A 25,270-nucleotide genomic window follows, 5' to 3' on the forward strand; every position below is an offset into this window, starting at 1 on the left:
GGAGAACGCCTGTCTCATCTTATAGGCGGCGCAGGCGCGCCATAAAAAACCCGTCCGTCTCATGCCAGTCCGGCCACAGCAAGAAACCGCCCGCGCGCTCGCCCACCTTCGCGCCTAACGCGGCCGGCAAGTCACTGGCCACGTCTTCCACCCGCACGCCGGCCGACGGATCGGAGGCCACGGCGCGCACGACGGATTCGTTCTCCTCCTTCAAGAGGGTGCACGTCGCATACACGATGACGCCGCCGGATCGGACGATGGCACACGCGTGGCGCAGCAAGTCCCGCTGAAGCTGCGCCAGCTGCAGGACATCCTCGGGACGCCGACGATACCGCAGATCCGGCCGACGGCGCATGACGCCAAGGCCCGTGCAGGGAGCGTCCACGAGCGCCGCGTCATACGGCCCCTCCGGCGTGACCTGCCGGCCGTCGCCGAGCCGCGGGTGGATGCTTTGCAGCCGAAGCCGCTCCGCCTGTTGGCGCACGACCCGGACCTTGGCCACGGTGACGTCGTAGGCGTCAATCTCGCCGCGATCGCCCATCAGCTCGGCGAGATGCGTCGTCTTGCCGCCCGGCGCGGCGCACAAATCCACCACGCGCATGCCGGGTTCCGGGCGAAGAAGCGGCGCGACCAGCATCGCGCCCTCGTCCTGAATGGTCACGACGCCATCCCGGTACGCCTGGAGGCGCGTCACGTCGACCTGGCCCTGAACGCGCAGGCCCTCCTGCGCGAGCGCCGCAGGTGAGGCCTGGACGCCCTCCGCGGATAGGATGGCGATGGCCTCCTCGCGGGATGCGCGCAGGTGGTTCACGCGCAGTGACATGGCCGCCGGCTCATTCATGGAACGAAGCGCTTCGAGCGCGCGCTCCGCCCCGTGATCCGCGACGAGCCGCTCCACGATCCAGGTCGGCACGCTGTGCATCACCGACCACCGCTCGACGTCGCTCGCCCGCGCGAGATCCCGGTTCAGCACATCCTGCCACTCCCGCGCGCGCTCCGCGTACCTGCGAAGCACCGCATTCACCAAGGGCGCCGCCTGAGGGAGGTGCCGCTTGGCGAGTTCAACCGCGTCGTTCGCCGCGGCGTACGCCGGCACGCGGTGGAGCCAGCTCATTTGGTAGGCGCTCATGCGCAGAATCACGCGCACCTCGGGATCGAGTTTGGACAGGGGCCGGCGCAAAAGCGGCGACAGCAACCGGTCGAGCGTGATCTGGCGGCGCAGCGTCCCATAGGCGATCTCGGTGGCCAAAGCCCGGTCGCGCTCATCCACAACTGCGCCCGCGAGGGCCTCCTGGAGGGCGACGCTGAGATACGCCCCGTCTCGTTCCACACGGATGAGCGCCTGATACGCGCGCCGCCTCCCCTCAGCGATCACCCGCTGCGCCTCCCTTCATGCGCACGCTCGGCTCCCGCAGGCCTCGCCAAAACGCGCCCGCTGGCATCGCCCGGCGGCCACTCGGCTTGACTTCCGCAATTTCATAGACGCCCGCGCCGCAACACACCAGGACCCCTTCGCCGCGCGGCCTCACCTCGCCGGGCTCGCCGAAAGGCTCCATGTCGATGGGCCGCCCCGCGAGGACCTTCAGCTCCTCGCCCGTGGTGAGCGCGGTACTCGCCCCAGGTGCCGGCGCGAGCGCCCTCACCTGCCGGTCGATCTCGGCCGCGCTCCTCGCCCAGCCGATCCACTCGTCCTCGCGCGTCAGCTTCTCGGCGTACGTGACCCCCTCCTCCGGCTGTGGAGTGGGCGCAAGCTCGCCCGCGACGTAGCGCGGCAGGTACCGCTCGCACATCTCGCCGCCGAGCCGGGCCAATTTGTCATGCAGCGATCCCGCCGTGTCCGTCGGCTCGATGATCACGCGCTCCTGCGCCAAAATGGGCCCCGCGTCGAGATCGCGCACCATTTCCATCAGCGTGATGCCGGTCTGCTCATCGCCGGCCCACAGGGCGCGCTGGATGGGTGCGGCGCCCCGCCAACGTGGGAGAAGTGACGCGTGCACGTTGACGGATCCGACGCGCGGAAGGTTCAAGACCGCCTCACTCAAGATCTTGCCGTACGCCGCCGTGACGATGATATCCGGCGCGAAACGACGAAGGTCGTCCATCACGTCGCGCAGCCGCTCGGGTTGCAACACCGGCAGGCCGAGGTCGAGCGCGCGCACCTTCACGGGCGGCGGCGCGAGCTTACGCGATCGCCCCCGAGGCCGATCCGGCTGCGTGACCACCAGCACCTCGTAGCCCAGGCGGCACAGCGCATCGAGGCTCGGTACCGCAAAATCCGGTGTCCCGCAGAACAGGGCGCGCACGGTCATCGCGACGACTCTCCGACGGGCTGGCGTTCAATCTCCTCCGGCCGCAAGTAGTCCGTGAACAGGATGCCATCGAGGTGATCGATCTCGTGCTGCAGGCACCGCGCCAGGAGGTCTCGGCCCTCCAATTCAAACCATTCCCCGTACCGGTTCTGCGCCCGCACGCGCACGTACGCGGCGCGCTCCACCACGCCCGAGATCCCCGGGAGGGAAAGGCACGCCTCCCGCTCGCGCTGAACGCCGCTTCTCTCCACGATCTCCGGGTTCACGAGCTCGATCCAGGCGCGTTTCTGGAAGCTGTCTTCCTTCGGCTGCACGTCGATCACGACGAGTCGCTTCAGGATCCCAATCTGATTGGCAGCGAGGCCGATGCCGTCGGCGTCATACATCGTCTCGGCCATGTCATCGAGCAGCCGGTGAATGGCCGGGGTGAACTGCTTCACCTCCTGGGCCTTCTGGCGCAGCACCGGATCCTCGCCTTTGCGAATGATGCGAATGGCCATCGTTCATCCCTCCCTGGACATCAACCAATGCGCTGGGCATTCACGTCGAGCACCGCGGATCCACCCAGCCGATTCATCTTTTCCTTCACCAATCGGTACGCGCGCACCACGTCCTCTTTCACATCCTGCCACGACGCGTACTTCATCACAACCTGATACCGGTACACGTTGTCGATCCGCCGAATTCCACTCGGCCCCGCCGGCAACACGGTCAGCGAAGCTGCGGAGGCTGAGCGTGCGAGCTCCCGCTCGAACCTCGCCGCCGCGCCGCGCGCCAGCCGCTCCTCAGCGTGGGACGCGAGAAAAACCGCCAGCTCGCAAAACGGCGGGTAGCGAAAAAATTCGCGGCTCTCTCGCTCTCGCTCGTAGAAGGCGCGGTAGTCGTGCGACCGAGCCGCTTGGATGGCCCGATGCCCCGGCTGATACGTCTGGATGAGCGTGATCCCGTCCGTGTCCGCGCGCCCGGCCCGCCCGGCCACCTGTGTGAGAAGCTGGAATGCGCGCTCGTTCGCCCGGTAGTCGGGCAGCGTGAGCATCGCGTCCGCGGCCACCACGCCCACCAGCCGTACCCGCGGGAAGTCCAGCCCTTTCGCGATCATCTGCGTGCCCACGAGCACGTCCGCTTCGCCCCGCTGGAACCGCTCGATGATGGACTCGAGCGCGCCTTTGCGCCGCGTGGTGTCCCAGTCCATCCGGAGGACGCGCATCGCGGGCCAGGTCCGCAGCAGGTGCTGCTCCACCTGCTCCGTTCCGAGTCCATACGGGACGAGCGCCTCCTCGCCGCAGGCGGGGCAGCGCCGCACGAGCGGCTCCTCGTGCCCGCAGTAGTGGCACACCAGTGCGTGCCCCTCCGCTTTGCGGTGCACCGTGAGATGAATGTCGCAGCGGGGGCACTCCATGCTGTGCCCGCACGCTCGGCACAGCGCCGCGTGCGCATAACCCCGGCGGTTCAAAAACAGGATGGCCTGCATGCCCTCGGACACCGTCCGCTCCAGTTCCTCCGCCAGCCTGCGGCTGAAGATGGACCGGTTGCCCGCGCGCAGTTCCTCGCGCATGTCGATCACGTCGACCGGTGGCAGCGGCCGCTGGTTCGCGCGGACGGGCAGGGAGACGAGCCGCGCGTCGCCCCGCTCGACCCGAAACATCGAAGCCACCGAGGGGGTCGCCGAGCCGAGGACCACAAGTGCCCCCGCCTCGCGGGCGCGCCACATCGCCACTTCGCGCGCGTCGTAGTGCGGCGCATCCTCCTGCTTGTAGGAAGGCTCGTGCTCTTCGTCGATCACGACGAGCCGAAGATCGCGCATCGGCGCAAAGACCGCCGATCTCGCGCCGATCACCACGTTTGCGTCGCCGTCGAGAACCCGCGTCCACTCCTCACGCCGTTCGCCGAGCGACAGCCCCGAATGTAAAACGGCCACCCGGCCGCCGAACCGCCGTTCGAAACGCTGCACAAGCTGTGGCGTGAGCGCAATCTCGGGGACCAGGACGAGCGCCTGCCCCCCGCCTTCGATGGCCCCGCGAATCAAATGCATGTACACCTCGGTCTTGCCGCTGCCGGTCACGCCGTGCAGCAGGGCCACGCCATGTCCCTGTCGCGCCATCTCGGTCAGCGCTCGCACCGCCGACGCCTGATACGGCGTCAGCTCAGGCCACGCCGCATCCTCGTTCCGCGGCGGATGAGCCCTTGTCACCCGCCGCTCCGCGATCGACACTAGTTCCGCCTCCACGAGCGGCGCCACGGACGCAGGCGGAAACGCCCGCCTGTCCCACATCATCTCGCCCGCTTCCGCGAGCTGCTGTAAGAGATCGCTCTGGCGCCGAGCGCGCCGCCGCCGCGATTCGGCCTCGCGCCTGAGCACCTCGTCCGGCGCGCGGGCCACGAGATACGCCCGGCGCTTTTCGCCCACCGCTTCGTCCACCTGAATCTCTTCCCGGACGAACCCGGCGCCCACCCAGGCCCTGGCGGTGCGCTCGTCCGCCTTCGATCGCGCCCGAACCTCGCTCCATTCGGGCCCCGACTCCGCGATCCAGCGAAAGAGCGGCGAAGCTTGCACGTCGTCCGGGACCTGCGCGCCGTCGTTTGGAACCAGGACTTTGCGCACGCGCACCCGAAAAGCCCCGGGCAGGATGGCGGACACGGCCTCCGGCAGCGTCGCTCCATATCGGTCGCACAGCCACTCCGCCATGCGCATCTGGTGGGGCGTCAGCACCGGAACGCGATCCAGCACGCGCGCGACGGCACGAAGCCTGCCAGCGTCAGCGACCTCGCGCACAGCCCAGACAATGCCAGATCGCACCGAGTCGCGCATCGGCACCACCACGCGCACCCCGGGTGCGATGTCCACGTCCGGCGGAACGGCGTAGTCGAACCGCTTGTCCAAAAAGAGCGCCGTCCCCTCCACCACAACCTCCGCGACCCGGGTGATCCCAGCGGTCATAGAGGCCGTTCACCGTCCGACACGCGAAGGACCTGGCGCACGCGGGTCAGGATGTGATCCGCCACCCGGTGCTTCTCCATGACCGGGAGGGCCTCCGCCGATCCGTCCTTGCCGATGAGCGTCACCTGGTTGGTGTCCACCTCGAACCCGGCGCCCGGCTTCGTCACGTCGTTCACCACGATGAGATCCAGGCCTTTGTCGACGAGCTTTCTCCGGGCGTGCTCGACCGGCATGTCCGTCTCCGCCGCAAAGCCCACCACCACCTGGCCTGGCCGCTTCGCGTGGCTCGCGGCGAGCAGGATGTCGGGCGTCTCGACGAGATCGAGCTTCAACGGGCCTTGAGATTTCTTCCACTTATGATCCAGCGCGCGAGCCGGACGGAAGTCGGCCGGCGCCGCGGCGGAAATGAACGCATCTGCTTCAGGGAAGAACTCGCTCACCGCGTGCAACATCTGCTCGGTCGAGCGGACGTAAACCATTCGGGCCCCCGGGACCGGTTTGAGATGCGTTGGTCCCGAAATCAGCGTGACCCGAGCCCCGCGGCGCGCCGCCTGCTCGGCGAGCGCGTACCCCATTTTACCGCTCGATCGATTGGTCAGATACCGGACGGGATCGATGTCCTCGATGGTCGGGCCGGCCGTGATGAGAATTGAAAACCCTTCCAAATCGCGCTCCTGGTGGAGCACTGCCTCAATCACGTCCGCGATGTCCTCGGGTTCGGGCATGCGGCCGCGCCCGGTGTATCCGCAGGCGAGCGGACCTTCGCCCGGATCCAGGACGAGCGTACCGCGGCGCCGGAGAATGTCCAGGTTCTCCTGGACCGCCGGGTGCTCAAACATGTGCACATTCATGGCCGGCGCGACGATGGTGGGACAGGTCGCGGCGAGCGCGGTCGTCGTGACCATGTCGTCCGCGAGGCCGTGCGCAAGCTTCGCGATGAGATTCGCCGTGGCCGGCGCAATGACATACAGATCCGCGCGATCCGCCACCGCGATGTGAGCGATCTCCGACGGATTGGGCTCCGCAAACGTGTCGAAAATGACCGGGTGCTTGGTCAGGGCCTGCAGGGTGAGCGGCTGAATGAACCGGGTCGCGTGTTCGGTCATCAGCACCTGCACCTCGTAGCCGCGCTTGACCAGGAGTGAACACAAATTCGCGGACTTGTACGCCGCAATGCCTCCTCCCACCCCGACGAGGATGGTCTTCTTCTCCATTCCGCACCCTCCCTTGGCTCCTGCCGTTCATGACAAGAGGCAGAACAACGCGCGGTTGTCCTGCCTCATCGCCTGACCACGGGTCTAGGTCACTCGCCGTCGAAATGCTTGGGGCGAACGACGCCGTCGTGAATTTCCCAGAGCGCGCGGCTCACGTTCCGCGTTGTGGACGCGCCGGGCTGATTCAGGGTCTCGTTCTGCAGCTTGCGCGCGCGCTTCGCCGCGAGCACGACGAGCGCGTATTTGCTGTTGCACCGCTCCAAAAGTCGGTCGATGGACGGATAGATCAACCACGGTCACCCCATATCAAAATCTCCGCCCCGCGGGCGGACGCGAATCCTCGAACTCAGATGACGCTTCTTTACATTCTACATGGATTTCGGCGCAAAGGAAAGTGCTACACCCGTGCGACGTTTACTCGACGTTCTGCGCCTGCTCCCGCAGTTTCTCGACCAAAGCCTTCATCTCGACCACGTGCTTACTGATTTCGCCGTCCTGAGACTTCGCGGCGATGGTGTTCACCTCGCGGTGCATCTCCTGGACAAGGAAGTCGAGCCGCCGCCCCACGGGCTCCGTGCGGCCGAGATCGCCGCGCATCGCGCGCACGTGCGCCTCGAGGCGGACCAATTCTTCGTCGATCGCGACGCGATCCGCAAACAGCGCGACCTCCTGCGCCAAGCGGGCGTCGTCGACCGAGAGGCCAAGTTCCGACACCCGGGCCATCAGGGCGGCGCGGTACGCCGCGACGGACGCGGGCGCCTGCTCGCGGATGGCGCGGAGGTGCGCTTCAACTTCGTCGAGGTACCCCTCACACGCGCGGGCGAGATGACCCCCCTCGCGCTCGCGCATGGCCACGAGCCTGTCGAGCGCGACGTCCACAAGACCGGCGAGCGAGGAGGTTGCCTCCTCCTCGGACAAAGCCGCCGGGCGCACCAGGACAGCGCCGGGGAATGTCAGCCACTGGCGCGCCGCACGCGGATCAAACGGAATCCCAAGTTTCTCGCACAGCGTTCGATCCGCCTCGACGAGCGCGTCGACGAGCGCCCAATCGACGTGAACCTCTCCGGCCTCCGCCCCCGTGCCCGCGAGCGAGACGGCGACATCGAGCCTGCCGCGGTGCAGGCGAGCCTTGACGCGATCGCGCACCATCATCTCGGCAAACGACCAGTCCCTCGGCAGGCGCACCGAGACCTCGAGGAAGCGGTGATTCACGGACTTCGCCTCAATCACCACGTCATACGGCCCGACGCGCCCTTCGGCCCGGCCAAACCCTGTCATGCTGCGAATGCCCACACCTACGCCTCCTGACCACGTCTCATCTGGTCAGGATTGTAGCGATGGCACGGCGGCTTGGCAATCAAGCGGCCGCGTCTGAGCCGGACCGATGTTGCAGCTTGTGCAGATGGTTGCGGCCCATGCGGCGCACGGAAAGCGCGAACGTGGGCACCGCCGCCGCCACGAGGACGATGACCCAGTCGCCAAGGCCGAGCGGCGTCGTGTGAAACACCTCGGCCATGCGGGGGACGTACATCGTGCAGGCAAACAAGGCCACAGAAGACAGCACCGCCAAAAGAAGCCAGACGTTCTCCAACGGGTTACGGCGCAGGATGCCGCCCTCGAGGCTGCGCGAATCGAAGACGAGAATGAGTTGGGCCATCGTGAGCGTCGCGTACGCCATCGTCTGCGCGCGCGCGAGCTCCGCGCCCTGTTGCAGCGACCATGCGAACACTGCGAGCGTCGCAAGTCCGATGAGGACGCCGCGAGACAGAATCTTCACGGCCATGCCGCGCGCGAAAATGCCTTCGTGCACGTTCCGCGGCGGGCGGCTCATGATGTCGTCTTCGGGCGCGTCGACACCGAGCGCGATGGCCGGCAGGCCATCGGTGACGAGGTTCACCCAGAGGATCTGGATGGGCGAGAGCGGCAGCGGCCAGCCTGCAAGCATGGCCAAAAACATGGTCAGGATTTCGCCCACGTTCGACGCGAGAAGGTATCGGATGAACTTCTTGATGTTGTCGTAGATAGCGCGGCCCTCCTCGACCGCGGCGACGATGGTCGCGTAGTTGTCGTCCGCGAGGATGAGGCTCGACGCTTCCTTGGCCACGTCCGTCCCGCTTTGCCCCATGGCGATGCCGATGTCCGCCTGTTTGATGGCCGGCGCGTCGTTCACGCCATCGCCCGTCATGGCGACGACCTCGTGATTCGCCTGGAGTGCACGAACGATTCGAAGTTTGTGTTCGGGCGTCACGCGCGCATAGACATACGTGTCGCGCACGAGATTGGACAACCGCTTGTCGTCCAACTGGTCAAGGTCGGCTCCCGTGAGCACGCGCCCGCCGGGCGGCAGGATGTCGAGTTGCCTCGCGATGGCGGTTGCCGTCGCCTGGTGATCCCCGGTGATCATCACCGTGCGGATGCCCGCCGACTTGGCCTTGGCGATGGCGGCCTTCGCCTCGTCGCGCGGCGGATCCATCATGCCGCAGATGCCGACGAACACGAGCTCCGATTCCCAGTCCGCCGCGCGCGCCTCCTCGGCGGAGCGGAAGCGCCGGTACGCAAACCCGAGGTTCCGCAGCGCGCGAGCGGCCATGTCCTCGTTGGCCGCGAGGATCTGCTTCCGCAACGACTGCCCCATCGGCTCTTCGCGGTTGCCGAGAAGGACATGGGTGCAGCGCGCCAAAAGCACGTCGGGCGCCCCCTTGACAAACGCGAACCATTCGTCGCCTGAACGCACGAGCACGCTCATCATCTTCCGATCGGCGTCAAAGGGGCGTTCGTCGACGCGCTCGTAGGCTCCGTCAGGGCGTTTGAAGCCCGCCTTGTGCGCGAGCACGAGCAGCGCGATTTCGGTCGGATCGCCCTTGACCGCCCGCGCGGTGGAGCCGTCTTCCCCCGGCTCGAGGTGAGCCTGGTTGCACACGGCGGCGATCTCGACCAGACTCTTGAGCGCGGCCCGCCGCCCGGGTTCGATCCGGCGCCCGTTGGCGGTGAACTCGCCTTGCAGCTGGTGGCCCGAACCGGTGACGTCCACGTACTGTCCGTCCGCGTAAATCTGCGTGACCGTCATCTTGTTCTGTGTCAACGTTCCCGTTTTGTCTGAGCAGATGACCGTCGCGCATCCCAGCGTTTCGACCGAGGGCAATCGGCGGACGATGGCGTTCCGCTTGATCATCCGCTGCACGCCAAGCGCGAGGGCGATGGTGACGATGGCCGGCAGGCCCTCCGGAATAGCCGCGACGGCAAGCGACACACCTGCCAAAAACATCTCGTAGAGCGCGTGGCCGTGCATGACGCCCGCCACCACCACAAGCACCGTGATGCCGAGCGAGATCCAGACGAGCGTCTTTCCCAGTTGATCCAACCGCTTCTGCAGCGGCGTCTCCTGGTCCTCCGACTGATCCATGAGATCCGCGATCTTCCCCATCTCGGTCTGCATGCCGGTGGCCGTCACGACGTATTCCGCCCGGCCGCGAGTCACCATGGTCCCCATGTACACCATGTTCCGCCGCTCCGCAAGCGGGCTCGCCGCCGGCACCCGCACGCGCGGGTCCTTCGCCACCGGCACCGATTCCCCGGTGAGCGCCGACTCCTCGACTTCGAGCCATCGCGCCCGAACGAGGCGGCCGTCCGCGGGGACGCGATCGCCGTCCTCCAAGAGGACGATGTCCCCAGGCACCAACTCCTTCGCCGGGACCTCCACGACAACCCCCGCTCGCCGCACCTTCGCCACCGGCGCCGTCAGCTCCTTGAGCGCCTGCAGCGAGCGCTCGGCGCGCACCTCCTGGATGAACCCCAGGATGCCGTTCAGAAACACGATGGCGATGATGGTGATGGCGTCGGTGTATTCGCCGAGGAGGCCGGAGATGAGCGTGGCCGCGATGAGTACAAGCGTCATGAAGTCGCGAAACTGATTGAAGAAGACGGTCAAGAGCGACACCTGATTCCCGCCGTGCAAGAGGTTCAACCCGTGCACTTGGCGCCGCCGTTCCACTTCCGCTTGGGAGAGCCCGTCGAGCGACGTCTGAAGCTGCGCGAGGCATTCGACCTCGCTCTCTGCATGCCACGTGTGTTGTTCCACCGAGCACACCCCTTCATCAACAACTTGTCTCGTGATCATCTATGCGCCGCGCTTGGCGAACATGTCCGAGACCCGGCCGCAGCGGACGACCTTTGTCAAGAAATCACCGCGCCGAAACAGGGAAACTGCGGTATACTGGCTACGTGAGAGAGGAGCATCGAGCGTGGACGGTTGGACCTTGCGCCGCCTCGCGCGCGAGCTGAACGACGCGTTGCGAGGCGCACGGATCGACAGAATTTATCAACCTGGCGAGCGCGATCTCGTCCTCGCCGTCCGCTCGGCCCATTTGGGAGCGCGGCGCTTGTACGTGTCCGCCCACCAACAATTTGCGCGCGTCCACTTTCTCGCGGACGAGCGCCCAGACAACCCAGCCACGCCGCCGATGTTCTGTGTCCTCCTGCGCAAGCACATCGAGGGAGGGCGCATCGTCCGCGTCACGCAGCCGGGATGGGATCGGATACTCGAAATCGAAATTGAGGCGCTGGACGATCTCGGCGACCGGCGCACGTACGCGCTCGTGTGCGAGATCATGGGGCGTCACAGCAACATCGTGCTCGTCGAAACGCGAGACGACCAGAGCCGATGGATCATCGACAGCGCCGTACGCGTGTCGGAGGACATGTCCCGCTACCGATCCGTGCTGCCGGGCATCCCCTATGTCCCGCCGCCTCCACAGTCCAAAAAGCCCGTGGAAGCGTGCGAACCGGAGGACTTCCTCGGTGTCGATCCATCCGCCGGCGCCTCCCGCGCCAACCAGATGGCGATTGTGGAGAAGCTGGCCGGGACCGGACCTGTGACGGCCCGCGAAATCCTCCATCGCGCCATCGCGCGAACGGGCTCCGCCGAGCCGACGTCCATTCATCGGGCTGCCCTCGAGCTCAGAGCCGCCGTGGAGGAAGGTCAGGAGCCCCCTTCCGTCGGCCTCGACGGCGTCGGCCGAGCTGTGGAGTGCGCGCCGTTTCGGCTGACGTCGCGCGACCGGTTCGCCGAGTGCGAGACGATGAGTGATGCCATCCGCCGGCTCTTCGCGGATACCGGCGAGTCCCTTCGTCAGTCGCGCTTGGCCCGCGAGCTCGTTCGGGCCGTGCGAGAACACATGGACCGCCTCCGGGGCAAGCTCGTCCGGCTCGAACAGGAGTGGGAGGACGCGGCGGCGGAGGAGGCACTGCGGGTTCAAGCGGAACTTCTCACCGCGTACGCGCACCAGGTGCCGCGCGGCGCATCGGAGGTCGAGCTGCCGAACTACTACGACGACAACCGGCCCCTGCGGATCGAACTGGATCCCGCGCTCGACGCCATCGCCAATGCGCAACGCCTCTTTCGCATGGCGGCGAAGCGAAAACGGGCGCGGCAGTGGATTGAAGCGGAGCGGGAACACACGCTGCGCGATCTGCGCTACCTGGAGGACGTCCTGCAGGCGCTCGGAGATACGTCCCTCGAAAACCTCGAAGAGGTGCGCCGAGAACTCGAGGCGCAGGGTTTCTTGGCGCCCACCGGTCGGAGAGGAACCGGAGGGGGCAAAAGGCGCCCCGCGGAGTCAGAGCCGCACGCCTTTCGGTCGAGCGACGGATTGGTGATCCGCGTCGGCCGCAACAATATCCAGAACGATCGGCTGACGTTCCGAAAGGCGGACAAGCGCGATCTTTGGCTCCACGTCAAGGACGCGCCGGGATCGCACGTCGTGATCGAAAGGGGCCAAGCGGACGAGATCCCGGAACGCACCATCGAGGAGGCGGCTGTGCTCGCCGCATACTTCAGCAGGATGCGCGATTCGGCCAACGTGCCCGTCGACGTGACGGAAATCCGCCACGTGTGGAAGCCGAATGGAGCCCGGCCCGGGTTCGCGCTGTACGACCACCAGAGGACGCTGTATGTGACGCCGGAGCGATCGCTTGTGGAGAGCATCGTGTCCCGAACGGTTGCCGGGCGCGAAACGAGCGATTCCCGCTAAAGGAGAGATGACCATGTCGCAGGAGCAAGGAAACAAACGCCTGATTGTCGGCGCCAACAAGCCCGCGCACGACACCAACATTCTCGCCAACACGCAGGCCACTATCCGCGAGGCGCTGGATCGCCTTGGTTATGAAGAGGCCGTGTACGAGCTGCTCAAGGAGCCCATCCGGGTCATGACCGTTCGCATCCCGGTTCGCATGGACGACGGGCATGTGGAGGTGTTTACGGGGTATCGGGCGCAGCACAACGACGCCATCGGGCCGACGAAAGGCGGCGTTCGCTTCCATCCCGATGTGACGCTGGACGAGGTCAAGGCGCTCTCCATCTGGATGTCGTTGAAGTGCGGGATCTTCAACCTTCCGTACGGCGGAGCCAAGGGCGGGGTTGTCTGTGACCCGCGCAGCATGAGCCTGTCCGAGCAGGAGCGACTCGCGCGCGGCTACGTTCGGGCTATCAGCCAGATCGTCGGCCCGGCCAAGGACATCCCGGCGCCGGACGTGTACACCAACAGCCAGATCATGGCGTGGATGTACGATGAATATAGCCGCATCCGGGAGTTCGACTCTCCGGGCTTCATCACGGGCAAACCGCTGGTCCTCGGCGGATCCCGCGGGCGCGAGTCGGCGACGGCACTCGGCGTCGTGGTGGCGTTGCGAGAGACCGCGGAGCGCATGGGCAAAAAGCTGTCGGAGCTGCGCGTGCTCGTCCAGGGATTTGGCAACGTGGGTTCGAACGTCGCCCGCATCCTTCACGAGCTCGGCGCGACCGTGGTGGGCATCAGCGACGCAGGCGGCGGCGTATACAACGAGAACGGACTGCCGATCCCGGAACTCATCGAAGAAAAGGACTCGTTCGGCATGGTCACGCCAAGATTGTCCGGCGTCATTCCGACGGAGGAATTCTTGACCAAGCCGTGTGACGTGCTCGTCCCCGCAGCCCTGGAGAATCAAATCCACGAAGGCAACGCGGGCAAGATCCAGGCGAGCCTGATTGTCGAGGCGGCGAACGGCCCGACCACGCCGGAGGCGGATCACATTTTGCACGAGCGGGGTATCGTCGTGGTGCCGGACGTGCTCGCCAACGCGGGCGGCGTCACCGTTTCGTACTTCGAGTGGGTGCAAAACAATCAGGGCTTCTATTGGACAGAAGAAGAGGTCAACCAACGGCTTGAGAATATGATGGTGCAGAGCGTGCACAACATCCTCGACACGGCGGAGCGGTACGACGTGCTTCCGCGGATGGCGGCCTATATGGTAGGCATTCGGCCGTTCGCGGAAGCGATGCGCTGGCGCGGATGGGTGTGACGCCTCTCGACAGCGCGTGAACACAAACCAATTCTCGGGCGCGGCGCGGCCGCGCCCTTCCGCTGGGGATGTGTATGAGGAGCGCGAACATGAGCCCCGACGACGTGGTCACCCGCCTCGGGATGCAGATGAAGTGGAAGACGTGGTGGAATTTCCGAATCGATTTTGGCGGTTCGGTCCTGTTTGCCTTGTTCAATGTCGTGGTCAACCAGTTTTACGTTCCCATGGCCATCCGGCATGGCGCATCCAACCTCGAGGTGGGGCTGCTCACAGCGGCGCCTGCCATCGGCATGTTGTGGTCCCCGATGTGGGCCCACCTGATGCGCGGCCGTTCCACAAAACCTTTTGTCCTGTGGCCGCTCGTCGTCGGCCGTTTATCCGTCCTGTGGGCAGGCGCGCTGCTCACGCCCGCGGCCTTCCTGGCGACGGCGTTCATCGTCAACTTCATGAACGGGATTCAGGCGCCCGCCTATCCCGCGCTGCTCGCGCGCATGTACCCGCCTGCGCTCCGCGGGCGGCTGATGGGCTACGTGCGCGTCGCGCAGGGAATGCTCCTCATCCCCCTTGCCTACGTCGTCGGCGAATGGAGCCAGCATCAGGGAGACCGATGGCCGCTTATCGGCGCCGCCATCATGGGAACACTGTCGGTCGTTCTCTTCTCCCGCGTGCGCGAAGTCGAAACTCCCGATCCCGAAACGGCGCCTGCGCAGCCCGCGCGGCGCATATCGCAGATCCTCGGGCATTGGCACATCGCCCGCGCCAGCCGACCGCTCCGCATCTTCCTCATGGCCACCATGGCCACGGGCTTTGGCAACCTGTTGGCGGGACCCATTTACCAGATCTATCAGGTTCATGCCTTAAACCTGTCCAACGCCCAAATTGGCTTGACGCGCGTGTCGTACTACGTCGCGCTGCTGGTGGCGTATTTCGTCGTGGGGTGGATCATCGACACGTGGTCCCCGCGCCACGCCATGTTCATCGGCATGACCGCCTACGCCCTCGCCCCGGTGCTGTACGTGCTGTGGGGATCGTTTCCTGCCGTGATCGTCTCCTGCGCCCTGCTTGGCGTCGGCGATGCCGTGTGGGACATCGGCTGCATGTCCTACATTTTCCGCGCGGTCCCCGGGCGAGAGGCCGAGGCGTTTGGGCTTCACTTCCTGCTGTTTGGGATCCGCGGCGCCATTGCGCCGCTGGTCAGCACGGCGATGACGCACGCGATGTCGCTCACGGACATTTTCCTCGTCGCCATCGGCATCTGCGCGCTAGGCATCGCCATTTTCGCCGTGTGGCCCACGCCGCGCGCGCCCTCGCCCACGGTCGAAGCGCCTCAGCCCGGCGCGCCGTGAGTCACGGCCGCACCGCGACCGAGAGCCTTCTCGCAGCGCGCCGCCACAGCGACAGTCGTTCCGGCCCGAGCATGAGGTCCTCGGGCCGATCTTCTCCGGCGATCCGCCTCGCGAGGATGTCCGCCGCCACGGCGTAACAGACCGTGCCGTTTCCACCGTAACCGAGCGAGCAGAAGACCCGGCGAAAGCCTGGATACAGGCCGACGATGGGCCAGCCGTCGACGGTGGAGCCAAACGTCGAGGCCCAGCGGTACGCAATGGAGATGGTCCCTAGGCCGGGCAAAACCTCCCTGGCCAACTCCGCGAGCTTATCCGCTCGGATGTTCAGCTCCCGATCTCGCCGGGGTCCGTCCGGAACGGGCAGGTCAAGGCCGCCGATCACGAGCCGCCTGTCGGGCGTCGTGCGCATGTACAGGTACGGGCGCGCGGTCTCCCAGACGACTGCACCTTCCGGCCAATGCGACAGGTCTGAGACGGGCTCCGTCGCGATGGCGTAGGTGCATCCCAGTCTGACGCCTGCAAGCGGCGTCGCGCGTTGAAACCCGTATCCCGTCGCGACGATGGCTGCACGCGCCTTCACGCGACGTCCGCCGTCCGTCTCCAGCACGACGCCTCTCTCCCCCTCGTCCATCCGCACCACCGCCGTGTCCTCGAAGACGCGGGCTGCGCCGCGGCGGACGAGTTCCGCCAGCAGGTCGCGCGTGAGCTTCAGCGGATTCACCTCCGCGTCTCCGTACGTCACCAGCACAGCGTCGCGGTCGAGTCCGAACGCGTCCCGCACCTCTCGCCGGCCGAGGACGATTTCGGCGGCGAACCCATGTTCAATCAGGACGCGCGCTTCTTCTTTCAGCCGCGGGATATCGGCCGGCACCGACGCGTAACAGAGGCTCATGCGCTCGGCGAACTCGACGTCCTCCGGCAGTGCCTTCGCGATGTTCCGCAGCCTGCTCACGCCCTCCCAGCACCTGCGGTAGAAGTCCACCGCCCGTCGCCGGCCATGCACGCGAATCATCTCGGCGAGCGGCATGTCGTTCGCGTACTGCAAAAGGCCCGTGTTCCCTCGCGTGGATCCCATGCCCACCCGGTGGCGCTCCAACACGACGACTTCGAACCCCCGCTCCGCGATCTCCCACGCCGCGATGGCACCGCCAATTCCTCCGCCCACCACGGCGACATCGCTTTCCACGTCTCCGTCGAGCCGAGTATACCGCGACCCACTGGCTCCGGACTCCGACCAGAGCGTGCAGCCCATGTGAAGATCCACGTGAACCCTCCTTCTCGCCTGACGGGTAGGATGTCCGGTTTGGCGAAGAAAGAGTCGGGCGGACCTTGGATACCAAACCCAAGGACCGCCCGTCTGTCTGATCCAGCCTCAGAGTCCGTACGTGTCAGGAGATTTGCGCCAGCGCATCAGAAGCGCCACATCCGATTCCTGAATGTCGCCGCGCTCAAGCGCCACTTGAATCAATACCTCGTACGGCACCAGCCGATACGCAGGAATGCCGGTGTCTTCGGCGCGCTTCGTCGCGACGTCGAAGTCGTACGAGAGGATGGTGAGGATGGCCATCACGTCCACCCCCGCGTCGCGGAGGGCCTGCGCCGCCTGATAGGCGGATCGCCCCGTCGACAGGGTGTCTTCGATGACCACAGCCTTCATGCCCGGGCGCGCGTAGCCTTCGATCTGCTTTCCCCGGCCGTGGGCCTTGGCCTCCGCGCGCACATACGCGCACGGCAGGCCCAGCCGATCCGCCAGCATGGCGGCGTGCGGAATGCCGCCCGTCGCCGCGCCCGCGATGAGTTCGACGGCGGGCAACTCGTAGTCGATGATCGACTCGAAACCAGAGACCACCTGGCTGCGAAGTAGTGGGTAACCCAGGATCAGCCGGTTGTCGCAGTAGATGGGAGAGCGCCAGCCGCTCGACCAGGTGAACGGCTGATGCGGCCTCAGTTCCACCGCGCCAATCTGCAAAAGCCCCTTGGCAATGGTATAGGACAGGTCGTCGTATTCGACCGTAAACGTCGGTTCACTCATGGGACAAGCCCTCCCTCACGGAACGAAGGTAGCGCGCCAAGCTGCCGACGGGATCGTCCGCTTTTGTCACCGCTCTGCCCAGCACGAGGCGCGTCGCGCCGCGGCGGATGGCCTCGTCGGGCTGCATCACGCGGGCCTGGTCGTGAACCGCATCGCCCGCGAGCCGGATGCCCGGCACCACGCGCTCGAAGGCGGGGGTTGTGACCTCGCGCACGATGTCCAGCTCGTGCGCCGAGCAGACCACGCCGTCGAGCCCCGTCTGCTGGGCCATCTGGGCCAGGCGGCGCACCCAAGCGGACGCGGTCGTCCCGACGCCCATCGACTCGAGATCGGCGTCCGTCAGGCTCGTGAGGACGGTGACGCCCACGAGGAGCGGGCGGTGGGGCGATCCGTCCACGGCCTCGCGCGCCGCGGCGAGCATCTTGAGGCCGCCCGAGGCATGGACGTTCACCATCTCGACGGGATACTGCGCGATGGCGCGAAGTGCGCCGGCGACGGTGTTGGGGATGTCGTGCAGCTTGACGTCCAAGAACACCCGCAAGTTGAGCTTCAACAGAGACTCGACGAGGCGCATGCCCGCCTGGTGAAACAGCTCCAAACCGACCTTGTACCCGTCCACCACGGGCGCCAGGCGATCCACGAGCGCCAAGGCGCGGCTTTCGGAATCGACGTCGAGCGCCACGTAGATGCGCCTGCGCGCCTCGTCGTAGGCGGGTGAAGCGAGCTCCTGCATGAGTTGCTCATTCACCTTCGCCACCTGCCTCTCCCGGGACGGGATCGCCGAGCGCCATGGTCTGGAAGTGGATGAGCTTCATGATGTCCAAGACGGACCGAACGGTGTCGAGCGAGGTCAGGCACGGCACACCGTGCTCGACGGCCGTGCGGCGAATGCGGAAGCCGTCCCGCTCGGGCTTCAGGCCCTTCGTCAGCGTATTGATGACGAGTTGAATCTTGCCTTGGCGGATGTCGTCGGCGAGATTCGGCGTGCCCTGCGCCAGCTTGTTCACGACGCGCACTTCAAGGCCGCGCTCGCGCAGGTATTTCGCCGTCCCCTCCGTCGCCGCGAGACGATAGCCGAGGCGCGCGAACTCGCGCAACAAGGGATACGCCTCCGGCTTGTCCTTGTCCGCGATGGTGGCGAGCACGGTCCCGTGCGCCGGGATGGCTATCCCAGAGGCGAGAAGCCCCTTGTAGAGCGCCTTTTCGTAGACGAGATCGCGCCCCATGACCTCGCCCGTCGACTTCATCTCCGGCCCGAGGCTGATGTCGACCTGGTGCAGCTTCGCGAACGAGAACACGGGCACCTTGACGGCCACTGCCGGCGACTCCGGCACGCGCCCGCTTTGGTAACCGAGATCCGCTAACTTGCCGCCGCAGACCGCGTGCATGGCGAGTTGCACCATGGGCACGCCGGTCACCTTCGAGAGGAAGGGCACGGTGCGCGACGATCTCGGGTTCACCTCGATGACCTCCACCTCGCCGTCGTGCACGATGAACTGGACGTTCATGAGCCCTTTCACCTGGAGGCTTTGCGCAATGCGAATCGTGTGGTCCTCGATGATCCGCTTCACGTCCTCGCTCAGGTTTTGCGGCGGGTACACGGCAATGGAATCGCCCGAGTGCACGCCCGCGCGCTCGATGTGCTCCATGATGCCCGGTATGATGACCGTCTCGCCGTCCGAGATGGCGTCGACCTCCGCCTCAATGCCGTTCACGTACCGATCCACGAGCACCGGATGCTGTTGCGACACCTCGACCGCTTCCTCCATGTACTGAAGAAGCTCATTGGTGTTGGTGATGATCTGCATAGCGCGGCCGCCGAGGACGTACGAAGGCCGCACGAGCACCGGATAGCCGAGCGACTCCGCCGCCTCCACCGCCCCCTCCACGGTCGTGACGGTCCGCCCCTCCGGGCGCTGGATGCCGAGCTCCGTGAGCAGCGCGTCAAACTTCTCGCGATCCTCCGCCGCATCGATGCTCTCGCGCGACGTGCCGAAGATCCGCACGCCCGCATCCGCCAAGGGCCCCGCCAGGTTGATGGCCGTCTGCCCGCCGAACTGGACAATGACGCCCTCCGGCTGTTCTCGGTCGATCACGTTCAGCACATCTTCCACGTCGAGCGGTTCAAAGTACAGGCGGTCGGACGTGCTGAAGTCCGTCGAGACGGTCTCGGGGTTGTTGTTGATGACGACCGCCTCATATCCTTCGCGCTGCAGCGCCCAGACGGCGTGCACCGTGCAGTAGTCAAATTCGATGCCCTGGCCGATGCGGATGGGGCCGGAGCCGAGCACCACCATCTTCTTGCGCGCGCTCGTCTCTACCTCGTCCTCCCGCTCGTAGGTGCTGTAATAATACGGGGTCGATGCCGCAAACTCGCCGGCGCACGTATCGACCATCTTGTAGACGGGCACGATGCCCCGGCGCTTGCGCCACGCTCGGATGGCCATCGCATCCGCCTTGAGCAAGCGCGCGAGTTCCCGGTCCGGGAAGCCGTTCCGCTTGGCCTCGTGGATGAGTTCGCGGTGCTCGTCCAACACCTGTTCAATCGGCAGGCGCGGGTTCGCCACCGCGGCAATGCGCTGCTCCAGATCCACCAGGGCCTCCAAATGCCACAGGAACCAGCGGTCGATCTTCGACCAGTCGTGGATTTGCTCGACGGTCACACCGCGCCGCAGCGCCTCGGCGATGGCAAACAGGCGGTCGTCGTCGGCCACGCGGATTTTCTTCTCAAGCTCGACATTCGACCACTTGTCCGATTGCTTCGTCCACAGGCTATACGCGCCGATTTCCAGGCTGCGCACCGCCTTGAGCAGCGACTCGCCGAACGTGCGGCCGATGGCCATGACCTCTCCCGTCGCCTTCATCTGTGTGCCGAGCGAGCGGTTGGCGCTGCGAAACTTGTCGAACGGCCAGCGCGGAATTTTCGTGACGATGTAGTCCAAGGCCGGCTCAAACGCGGCGTACGAGTCCTGCGTGACCGGGTTCTTCAGCTCCGCGAGGCGATACCCCACCGCAATCTTCGTCGCAATCCGCGCGATGGGATAGCCCGTGGCCTTGGACGCGAGCGCGCTCGACCGGCTGACGCGGGGATTGACCTCAATCACATAGTAGCGCGAAGAGTGGGGATCGAGCGCCAGCTGGACGTTGCAGCCACCCTGAATGCCGAGCGCGTGAATGATCTGCAGGCTCGCGTCGCGAAGCATCTGGTACTCCTCGTCGGAAAGTGTCTGGCTCGGCGCCACGACGATGGAGTCGCCCGTGTGCACGCCCACGGGGTCCATGTTTTCCATGTTGCACACCACGATGGCGGTGCCGTCCGCGTCGCGCATGACCTCGTACTCGATCTCCTTGAAACCCGCGATGCTCTGCTCCACGAGCACCTGGTGAATCGGCGAGAGCGTCAGGCCGCGCTCGACAATCTCGTGGTACTCGCGCCAGTTCGACGCGATGCCGCCGCCCGTTCCGCCGAGCGTGTACGCCGGGCGGATGATGATGGGGAAGCCCACCTCCTCCGCAAACGCGTCCGCCTCCGCCTGGTTTCTCACGATGGCGCTTCGCGGCACGGGCTGGCCAATCTCCTGCATCAGCTGGCGAAATTTCTCGCGGTCTTCCGCCTTTTCGATGGCCTCGAGCGGCGTGCCGAGGAGCTCGACGCCCTCCGCCTCGAGGACGCCGGCCTCCGCGAGCTGCACCGCCATATTCAAGCCCGTCTGGCCGCCGAGCGTGGCGAGAAGGCCGTCCGGCCGCTCTTTCCGGATGATCTGCGTCACGAAATCCAGCGTGATGGGCTCGATGTATACGCGATCCGCCATGTGCTCGTCGGTCATGATGGTAGCCGGGTTCGAATTGACGAGCACGACTTCGTAGCCCTCTTCCTTGAGCGCTTGGCAAGCCTGCGTGCCCGCGTAGTCGAACTCGGCCGCCTGGCCAATGACAATCGGCCCCGAGCCGATGACCATGATCTTGCGAATATCCGTCCGCTTAGGCATGCGCAAACCGCCCCTCTCTCACGCGCGTCATGAGGTCGATGAACTCGTCGAACAAGTAGCGGGCGTCGCTCGGCCCCGGCCTCGACTCCGGATGGTACTGCACGCAAAAGACCGGTTCGTGCCGGTGCACGAGTCCCTCGACCGTGCCGTCATTCAAATTGATGTGGGTGAGTTCGAGCGGCGTTCCCTGCAGCGAATCCGCGTCGACGACGTAGCCGTGATTCTGCGACGTGATGTCCACGCGGCCCGTCCGCAGGTCTTTGACCGGGTGATTCGCGCCGCGGTGGCCGAACTTCAACTTGCGCGTCTTCGCGCCGCAAGCGAGCGCAATGAGCTGATGCCCCAGGCAGATGCCGAAGATGGGCACCTTGCCGATGAGGCCGCGAAGCGCCTCCACGGCGTAGGGCGCGTCCTCCGGGTTGCCTGGGCCGTTCGACAGCATGACGCCGTGTGGTTTCCAGCGGAGCACGTCCTCTGCCGTCGACGTGGCTGGCACCACAATCACGTCGCACCCGCGCTCGAGCAAAGCGCGCAGGATCCCAGCCTTCATGCCGTAATCGATGAGCACCACGCGGTGCCCCGCGCCCGGCGCGCGGTACACGGTCTGCGTGGTCACGCGTTTGACCGCATCCGGCACCAGCGCCTCATCCATGCGCGCGAGAAGCGATTCGACCGGCAAGTCCTCCGTGGTGATGACGCCCGGCATCGCTCCGACCGTCCGGATGGCCTTCGTCAGTTCGCGCGTGTCGATCCCGGCGATCCCGACGATGTCGTGCTGGACCAAGTACGATTCGAGTTGATCCACCAGCTTGTGGTGAGACGGCCATTCGCAGAACGTCCGCACCGCAAATCCCCGCACGTGGGGATGCCGGCTCTCGACGTCGTCCACGTTCACGCCGTAATTGCCGATGAGCGGGTACGTCATCGTGACGATCTGCCCGTAATACGACGGATCCGTCAAAATCTCCTGATAGCCCGTCATGCCCGTGTTGAACACGACCTCGCCGAACCGGGTGCCGGCGGCGCCGAAGTGCACACCTTCAAACACGAGGCCGTTTTGGAGCACCAGCCGAGCCTTTCTCCGCCCGTTCACCATCATGCCAACCGCTCCTCTCCCTCGCGAAAAATCACGCGCCCTGCGCGAATCGTCTCTACCACCTTGCCGACAACCGACTGCCCGGCAAACGGCGTGTTCCGGCCCTTGCTGTAAAAGGCGCTCGGATCGATAGTCAAGCGCCTGTCGAGATCGACCAGCACCAAATCCGCGCGCGCGCCGGGGCGAATCTGACCGCCTTCAAGCCCAAACAGTCGGCAGGGCCGCTCGCTCATGGCCTCGATGAGCCGGCGCATCGGCACGAGCCCCTCGCGCACCAGCCTCGTGTACAAGAGGGCAAACGCCGTCTCCAGGCCCACCATGCCAAACGGCGCTTCGTCCATGCCCCTCGCCTTTTCGTCCGGGTGGTGCGGCGCGTGATCGGTCGCTATCACGTCCAGCGTGCCATCGGCGAACGCGGCGACACACGCCAGCCGGTCTTCTTCGGCCGCCAGGGGCGGATTCACCTTCCAGTTGGCGTCCGCGCGAGGAATGTCCCGCTCCGACAGCAGCAGATGGTGCGGCGTCACTTCTGCCGTGACGCGGATGCCTCGGGACTTTCCAAACCGAACCAAGGCCGCCGAAGATTCTCGGCTCACGTGGCAGACGTGCAGGTGCGCGCCCGTCTCTTCCGCGAGCAGGATGTCGCGCGCGATCATCGCCGCCTCCGCGCTCCCCGGCTGGGCCGTCGTGCTAAGTCGCGCGGCCGCCCGCTCGTGTAGCGCACCCCCGCGCGAGATGGACTCGTCCTCCGCGTGGATCATGGCGGGTTTGCCAAGCTGGGCGAGCCTGGTCAACGCGTCCCGCATGAGCCCCCCGTCCTGCACGCCGCGGCCGTCGTCGGAAAACCCCAAAGCCCCCGCTTTGGCGAGCGCCTCGAAGTCCACGAGCGCCTCGCCTTCCTGATCCATCGTCAGACAGGCGATGGGATGCACCTGCGCCTTCCCGATGGCCGCTCCGCGGCGGATGATGTCCTCTGCGATCTCGGCCCGCGAAATGGGAGGCTTGGTGTTAGGCATGCAGGCCACCTGCGTGAACCCGCCGGCTGCGGCGGCCTGCAGGCCGCTCGCCAGCGTCTCCTTGTGCGTGAGGCCGGGATCGCGCAGATGGACGTGCACGTCGACGAAACCGGGCAACACCGACAGTCCGCGGATGGAGCGCACCTCCTCCGCGCGGATGGCGGACGGATGCCCGATGGCCACAATCTCACCCGTCTCGGTGTCGAACGCCACGCTCGCCTCGACAAAATCGCCGAGGCCCGTATCCCACACGCGTCCTCCGTCCAATCGCACCCTCATCGCCATTCTCCTCCCAGCATGGCGTCGAGAAGCGCCATGCGCATGTAGAGCCCGTTTTCCACCTGTCGGAAGTACGCCGCGCGGGCGTCGTCGTCCACCTCGGGCGCAATTTCCCCGACGCGAGGGAGCGGATGCAGGATCCGGGCGTGATCGGGCAGGAGCGCCAGATGCTCCTTGGTGAGGGCGTACAGGCTGGCGGCGTTGGGATCCACCTCGCCCGCGAGCCGCTCGAACTGAATGCGCGTCTGGTAGACCACGTCCGCGCCGCGGATGGCCGACGCCAGATCCGGCGCCTCCTCCATCGCGAGGCCCGAGCTGGCGAGTTCGCCGACGAGATCGTCCGGCAAGCCGAGCGGCGCGGGATGGAACAGGCGCACCCGCACGCCGGGGAACTTGGCCAGCAGCCGAAGCAGGGAGTGAACGGTGCGGCCGTACTTGAGATCGCCCATCACCGCGACGGTGAGCTGTTCGATCCGGCCGAGTTCGCGCCAGATGGTGTACGCGTCGAGCAGCGCCTGCGTCGGATGTTCGCCCGATCCGGCACCGGCGTTCACGATGGGCACGGGCGAGAAGCGCGCGGCCCGATCGAGCTCGTGCTGATCGTGATGGCGGATGACGATGGCGTCGGCGTAGCAACCCACGACGCGAAACACGTCCTCAAGCGTCTCGCCCTTCTTGGACGAGGACGACTCGCGCGCGTTCTCGGCCCCCACCACGCTGCCGCCGAGGCGCAGAACCGCGGATTCGAACGACAGCCTCGTGCGCGTCGACGGCTCGTAGAACAGCGTCGCGACAATCTTGCCCTGGAGCCGCGCGCGAGCCTCGTCCCGGTCCAAACCGCGGAGCCAATCGGCGCGCTCCATCAATTCCCACACCAAGGGCACGTCGAACTGATTCACGGTCAACGCGTGAAACACCGCACTTCGCATGTTCACCGCCACGCCCTCACGCCCTTCCTTCCGCAATCCAGACGCCGTCCACCCCGTCCACTTCCGCGAGGCGGACGATGACCTGCTCGTCTCGCGCCGTCGGCACGTTTTTCCCCACGAAGTCCGGCCGTATGGGGAGCTCCCGATGGCCGCGATCCACGAGCGCCGCGAGCTGCACACACCGCGCGCGGCCCGCGCGCATCATGGCATCGAGCGCCGCCCGCACCGTCCGCCCCGTGTACAGGACGTCGTCGACGAGAATGACCTTGCGATCCGCCACGTCGATGTCGGGCGCGGGCGCCTCGGGTAAGACGGTCCGGTCGCGATCGTCTCGGTACGGCCGGGGATCCAGGCGATGACACGGCACCCTTTGTCCCTCAATCTCGAACAGCTTCCGGCCGAGCCGCTCGGCGAGCACGGCGCCGCGCGTGACGATCCCGACGAGCACGAGGTCCTCGAGCCCCTTGTTGCGCTCCAGGATCTCGTGCGCCATGCGAGTGAGCGATCTGCGCATCGCCGCTTCGTCCATAATCTGCGTCTTTTGAGCCACAGCCTTCCCTCCTCGGCACCGCTCTCGTCGGCACGAAAAAAGGCCGCCTCTCCGCGAGAGGTGGCCTTAGCCCGGAAGGCGCGCCACGCATGCACAGCGCCCCCAAAACGTCCGACTCCTTACCAACCTCACGGGATTGGTTTAAAGGCAGTGTCCATCTTCAATTTGCTTCAATCGAAAGTAGACTATCAGTTCGGACGACAAGTGTCAAGTTCCCATCCGCCCCTGGTCCGTGTC

Annotated in this window: 19 protein-coding genes; 3 read left to right on the forward strand and 16 right to left on the reverse strand. The window is 66.1% G+C overall.

The window, feature by feature from the left end; genetic code table 11:
* Nucleotides 1–19 precede the first annotated feature (19 nt).
* From rsmB to AS26_RS06010, 8 genes are all read right to left on the reverse strand, one after another.
* Nucleotides 20–1,375 carry a 16S rRNA (cytosine(967)-C(5))-methyltransferase RsmB gene (gene rsmB / locus AS26_RS05975; protein ID WP_062307188.1) on the reverse strand — a complete coding sequence of 452 codons (1,356 nt, stop codon included), beginning with the start codon at nt 1,373–1,375 and terminating at the stop codon, nt 20–22.
* Nucleotides 1,365–2,309, reverse strand: a complete 945-nt coding sequence (fmt, locus tag AS26_RS05980; protein WP_062307191.1) for a methionyl-tRNA formyltransferase — start codon at nt 2,307–2,309, stop codon at nt 1,365–1,367. Before fmt ends, rsmB begins: the two co-directional genes overlap by 11 nt.
* Nucleotides 2,306–2,809: a peptide deformylase gene (gene def, locus AS26_RS05985; RefSeq protein WP_062307192.1), complete on the reverse strand. Its 504-nt coding sequence runs from the start codon at nt 2,807–2,809 to the stop codon at nt 2,306–2,308. Before def ends, fmt begins: the two co-directional genes overlap by 4 nt.
* 20 nt (nt 2,810–2,829) lie before the next feature.
* Nucleotides 2,830–5,247, reverse strand: coding sequence for a replication restart helicase PriA (gene priA / locus AS26_RS05990; RefSeq protein WP_062307196.1), 2,418 nt, complete (start codon nt 5,245–5,247; stop codon nt 2,830–2,832).
* Nucleotides 5,244–6,461: a bifunctional phosphopantothenoylcysteine decarboxylase/phosphopantothenate--cysteine ligase CoaBC gene (coaBC, locus tag AS26_RS05995; protein ID WP_062307198.1), complete on the reverse strand. Its 1,218-nt coding sequence runs from the start codon at nt 6,459–6,461 to the stop codon at nt 5,244–5,246. Before coaBC ends, priA begins: the two co-directional genes overlap by 4 nt.
* 89 nt (nt 6,462–6,550) lie before the next feature.
* A complete protein-coding gene (rpoZ, locus tag AS26_RS06000) occupies nt 6,551–6,751 on the reverse strand; it encodes a DNA-directed RNA polymerase subunit omega (RefSeq protein ID WP_062307201.1) in 201 nt (66 codons plus the stop codon).
* 124 nt (nt 6,752–6,875) lie between these two features.
* Complete coding sequence (locus AS26_RS06005; RefSeq protein ID WP_062307203.1) at nt 6,876–7,754, reverse strand: YicC/YloC family endoribonuclease; 879 nt, start codon at nt 7,752–7,754, stop codon at nt 6,876–6,878.
* Nucleotides 7,755–7,818: 64 nt separating this feature from the next.
* On the reverse strand, nt 7,819–10,539 hold the full coding sequence (locus AS26_RS06010; protein ID WP_062307205.1) for a calcium-translocating P-type ATPase, SERCA-type: 2,721 nt from the start codon (nt 10,537–10,539) through the stop codon (nt 7,819–7,821).
* A 163-nt stretch (nt 10,540–10,702) separates the two neighbouring features.
* Here AS26_RS06010 and AS26_RS06015 point away from each other — a divergent pair, with 163 nt between their 5' ends.
* From AS26_RS06015 to AS26_RS06025, 3 genes are all read left to right on the forward strand, one after another.
* Nucleotides 10,703–12,490 carry an Rqc2 family fibronectin-binding protein gene (locus AS26_RS06015; protein ID WP_062307208.1) on the forward strand — a complete coding sequence of 596 codons (1,788 nt, stop codon included), beginning with the start codon at nt 10,703–10,705 and terminating at the stop codon, nt 12,488–12,490.
* Between the two features lie 13 nt (nt 12,491–12,503).
* Nucleotides 12,504–13,796 carry a Glu/Leu/Phe/Val family dehydrogenase gene (locus AS26_RS06020; RefSeq protein ID WP_062307210.1) on the forward strand — a complete coding sequence of 431 codons (1,293 nt, stop codon included), beginning with the start codon at nt 12,504–12,506 and terminating at the stop codon, nt 13,794–13,796.
* An 89-nt stretch (nt 13,797–13,885) separates the two neighbouring features.
* Nucleotides 13,886–15,142 carry an MFS transporter gene (locus tag AS26_RS06025; RefSeq protein ID WP_062307213.1) on the forward strand — a complete coding sequence of 419 codons (1,257 nt, stop codon included), beginning with the start codon at nt 13,886–13,888 and terminating at the stop codon, nt 15,140–15,142.
* Between the two features lies 1 nt (nt 15,143).
* Here AS26_RS06025 and AS26_RS06030 read toward each other — a convergent pair whose 3' ends face one another.
* The 8 genes from AS26_RS06030 to pyrR all read right to left on the reverse strand — a co-directional run bounded on the left by AS26_RS06030 (nt 15,144) and on the right by pyrR (nt 25,033).
* Complete coding sequence (locus AS26_RS06030) at nt 15,144–16,406, reverse strand: NAD(P)/FAD-dependent oxidoreductase (RefSeq protein WP_062307215.1); 1,263 nt, start codon at nt 16,404–16,406, stop codon at nt 15,144–15,146.
* 108 nt (nt 16,407–16,514) lie between these two features.
* Entirely contained in the window at nt 16,515–17,174 is a 660-nt protein-coding gene (gene pyrE / locus AS26_RS06035) for an orotate phosphoribosyltransferase (RefSeq protein WP_062307218.1), read from the reverse strand.
* The gene (gene pyrF / locus AS26_RS06040; protein WP_245629642.1) at nt 17,167–17,931 is read right to left on the reverse strand and encodes an orotidine-5'-phosphate decarboxylase; all 765 of its coding nucleotides are present in this window, start codon (nt 17,929–17,931) and stop codon (nt 17,167–17,169) included. The genes pyrE and pyrF overlap by 8 nt, the downstream gene beginning before the upstream one ends.
* Nucleotides 17,915–21,163 (reverse strand): carbamoyl-phosphate synthase large subunit, encoded by a 3,249-nt coding sequence (gene carB / locus AS26_RS06045; RefSeq protein ID WP_062307220.1) that lies wholly within the window; start codon nt 21,161–21,163, stop codon nt 17,915–17,917. Before carB ends, pyrF begins: the two co-directional genes overlap by 17 nt.
* Entirely contained in the window at nt 21,156–22,262 is a 1,107-nt protein-coding gene (gene carA, locus AS26_RS06050) for a glutamine-hydrolyzing carbamoyl-phosphate synthase small subunit (RefSeq protein WP_062307223.1), read from the reverse strand. Before carA ends, carB begins: the two co-directional genes overlap by 8 nt.
* Nucleotides 22,259–23,554 carry a dihydroorotase gene (locus tag AS26_RS06055; protein WP_062307224.1) on the reverse strand — a complete coding sequence of 432 codons (1,296 nt, stop codon included), beginning with the start codon at nt 23,552–23,554 and terminating at the stop codon, nt 22,259–22,261. Before AS26_RS06055 ends, carA begins: the two co-directional genes overlap by 4 nt.
* The gene (pyrB, locus tag AS26_RS06060; RefSeq protein WP_062307234.1) at nt 23,551–24,483 is read right to left on the reverse strand and encodes an aspartate carbamoyltransferase; all 933 of its coding nucleotides are present in this window, start codon (nt 24,481–24,483) and stop codon (nt 23,551–23,553) included. Before pyrB ends, AS26_RS06055 begins: the two co-directional genes overlap by 4 nt.
* Nucleotides 24,484–24,499: 16 nt before the next feature.
* Nucleotides 24,500–25,033 (reverse strand): bifunctional pyr operon transcriptional regulator/uracil phosphoribosyltransferase PyrR, encoded by a 534-nt coding sequence (gene pyrR, locus AS26_RS06065; RefSeq protein WP_062307227.1) that lies wholly within the window; start codon nt 25,031–25,033, stop codon nt 24,500–24,502.
* Between the last annotated feature and the right edge of the window lie 237 nt (nt 25,034–25,270).

It is taken from the genome of Alicyclobacillus sendaiensis NBRC 100866, from assembly GCF_001552675.1.
GTDB classification, from domain to species: Bacteria; Bacillota; Bacilli; order Alicyclobacillales; family Alicyclobacillaceae; genus Alicyclobacillus; species Alicyclobacillus sendaiensis.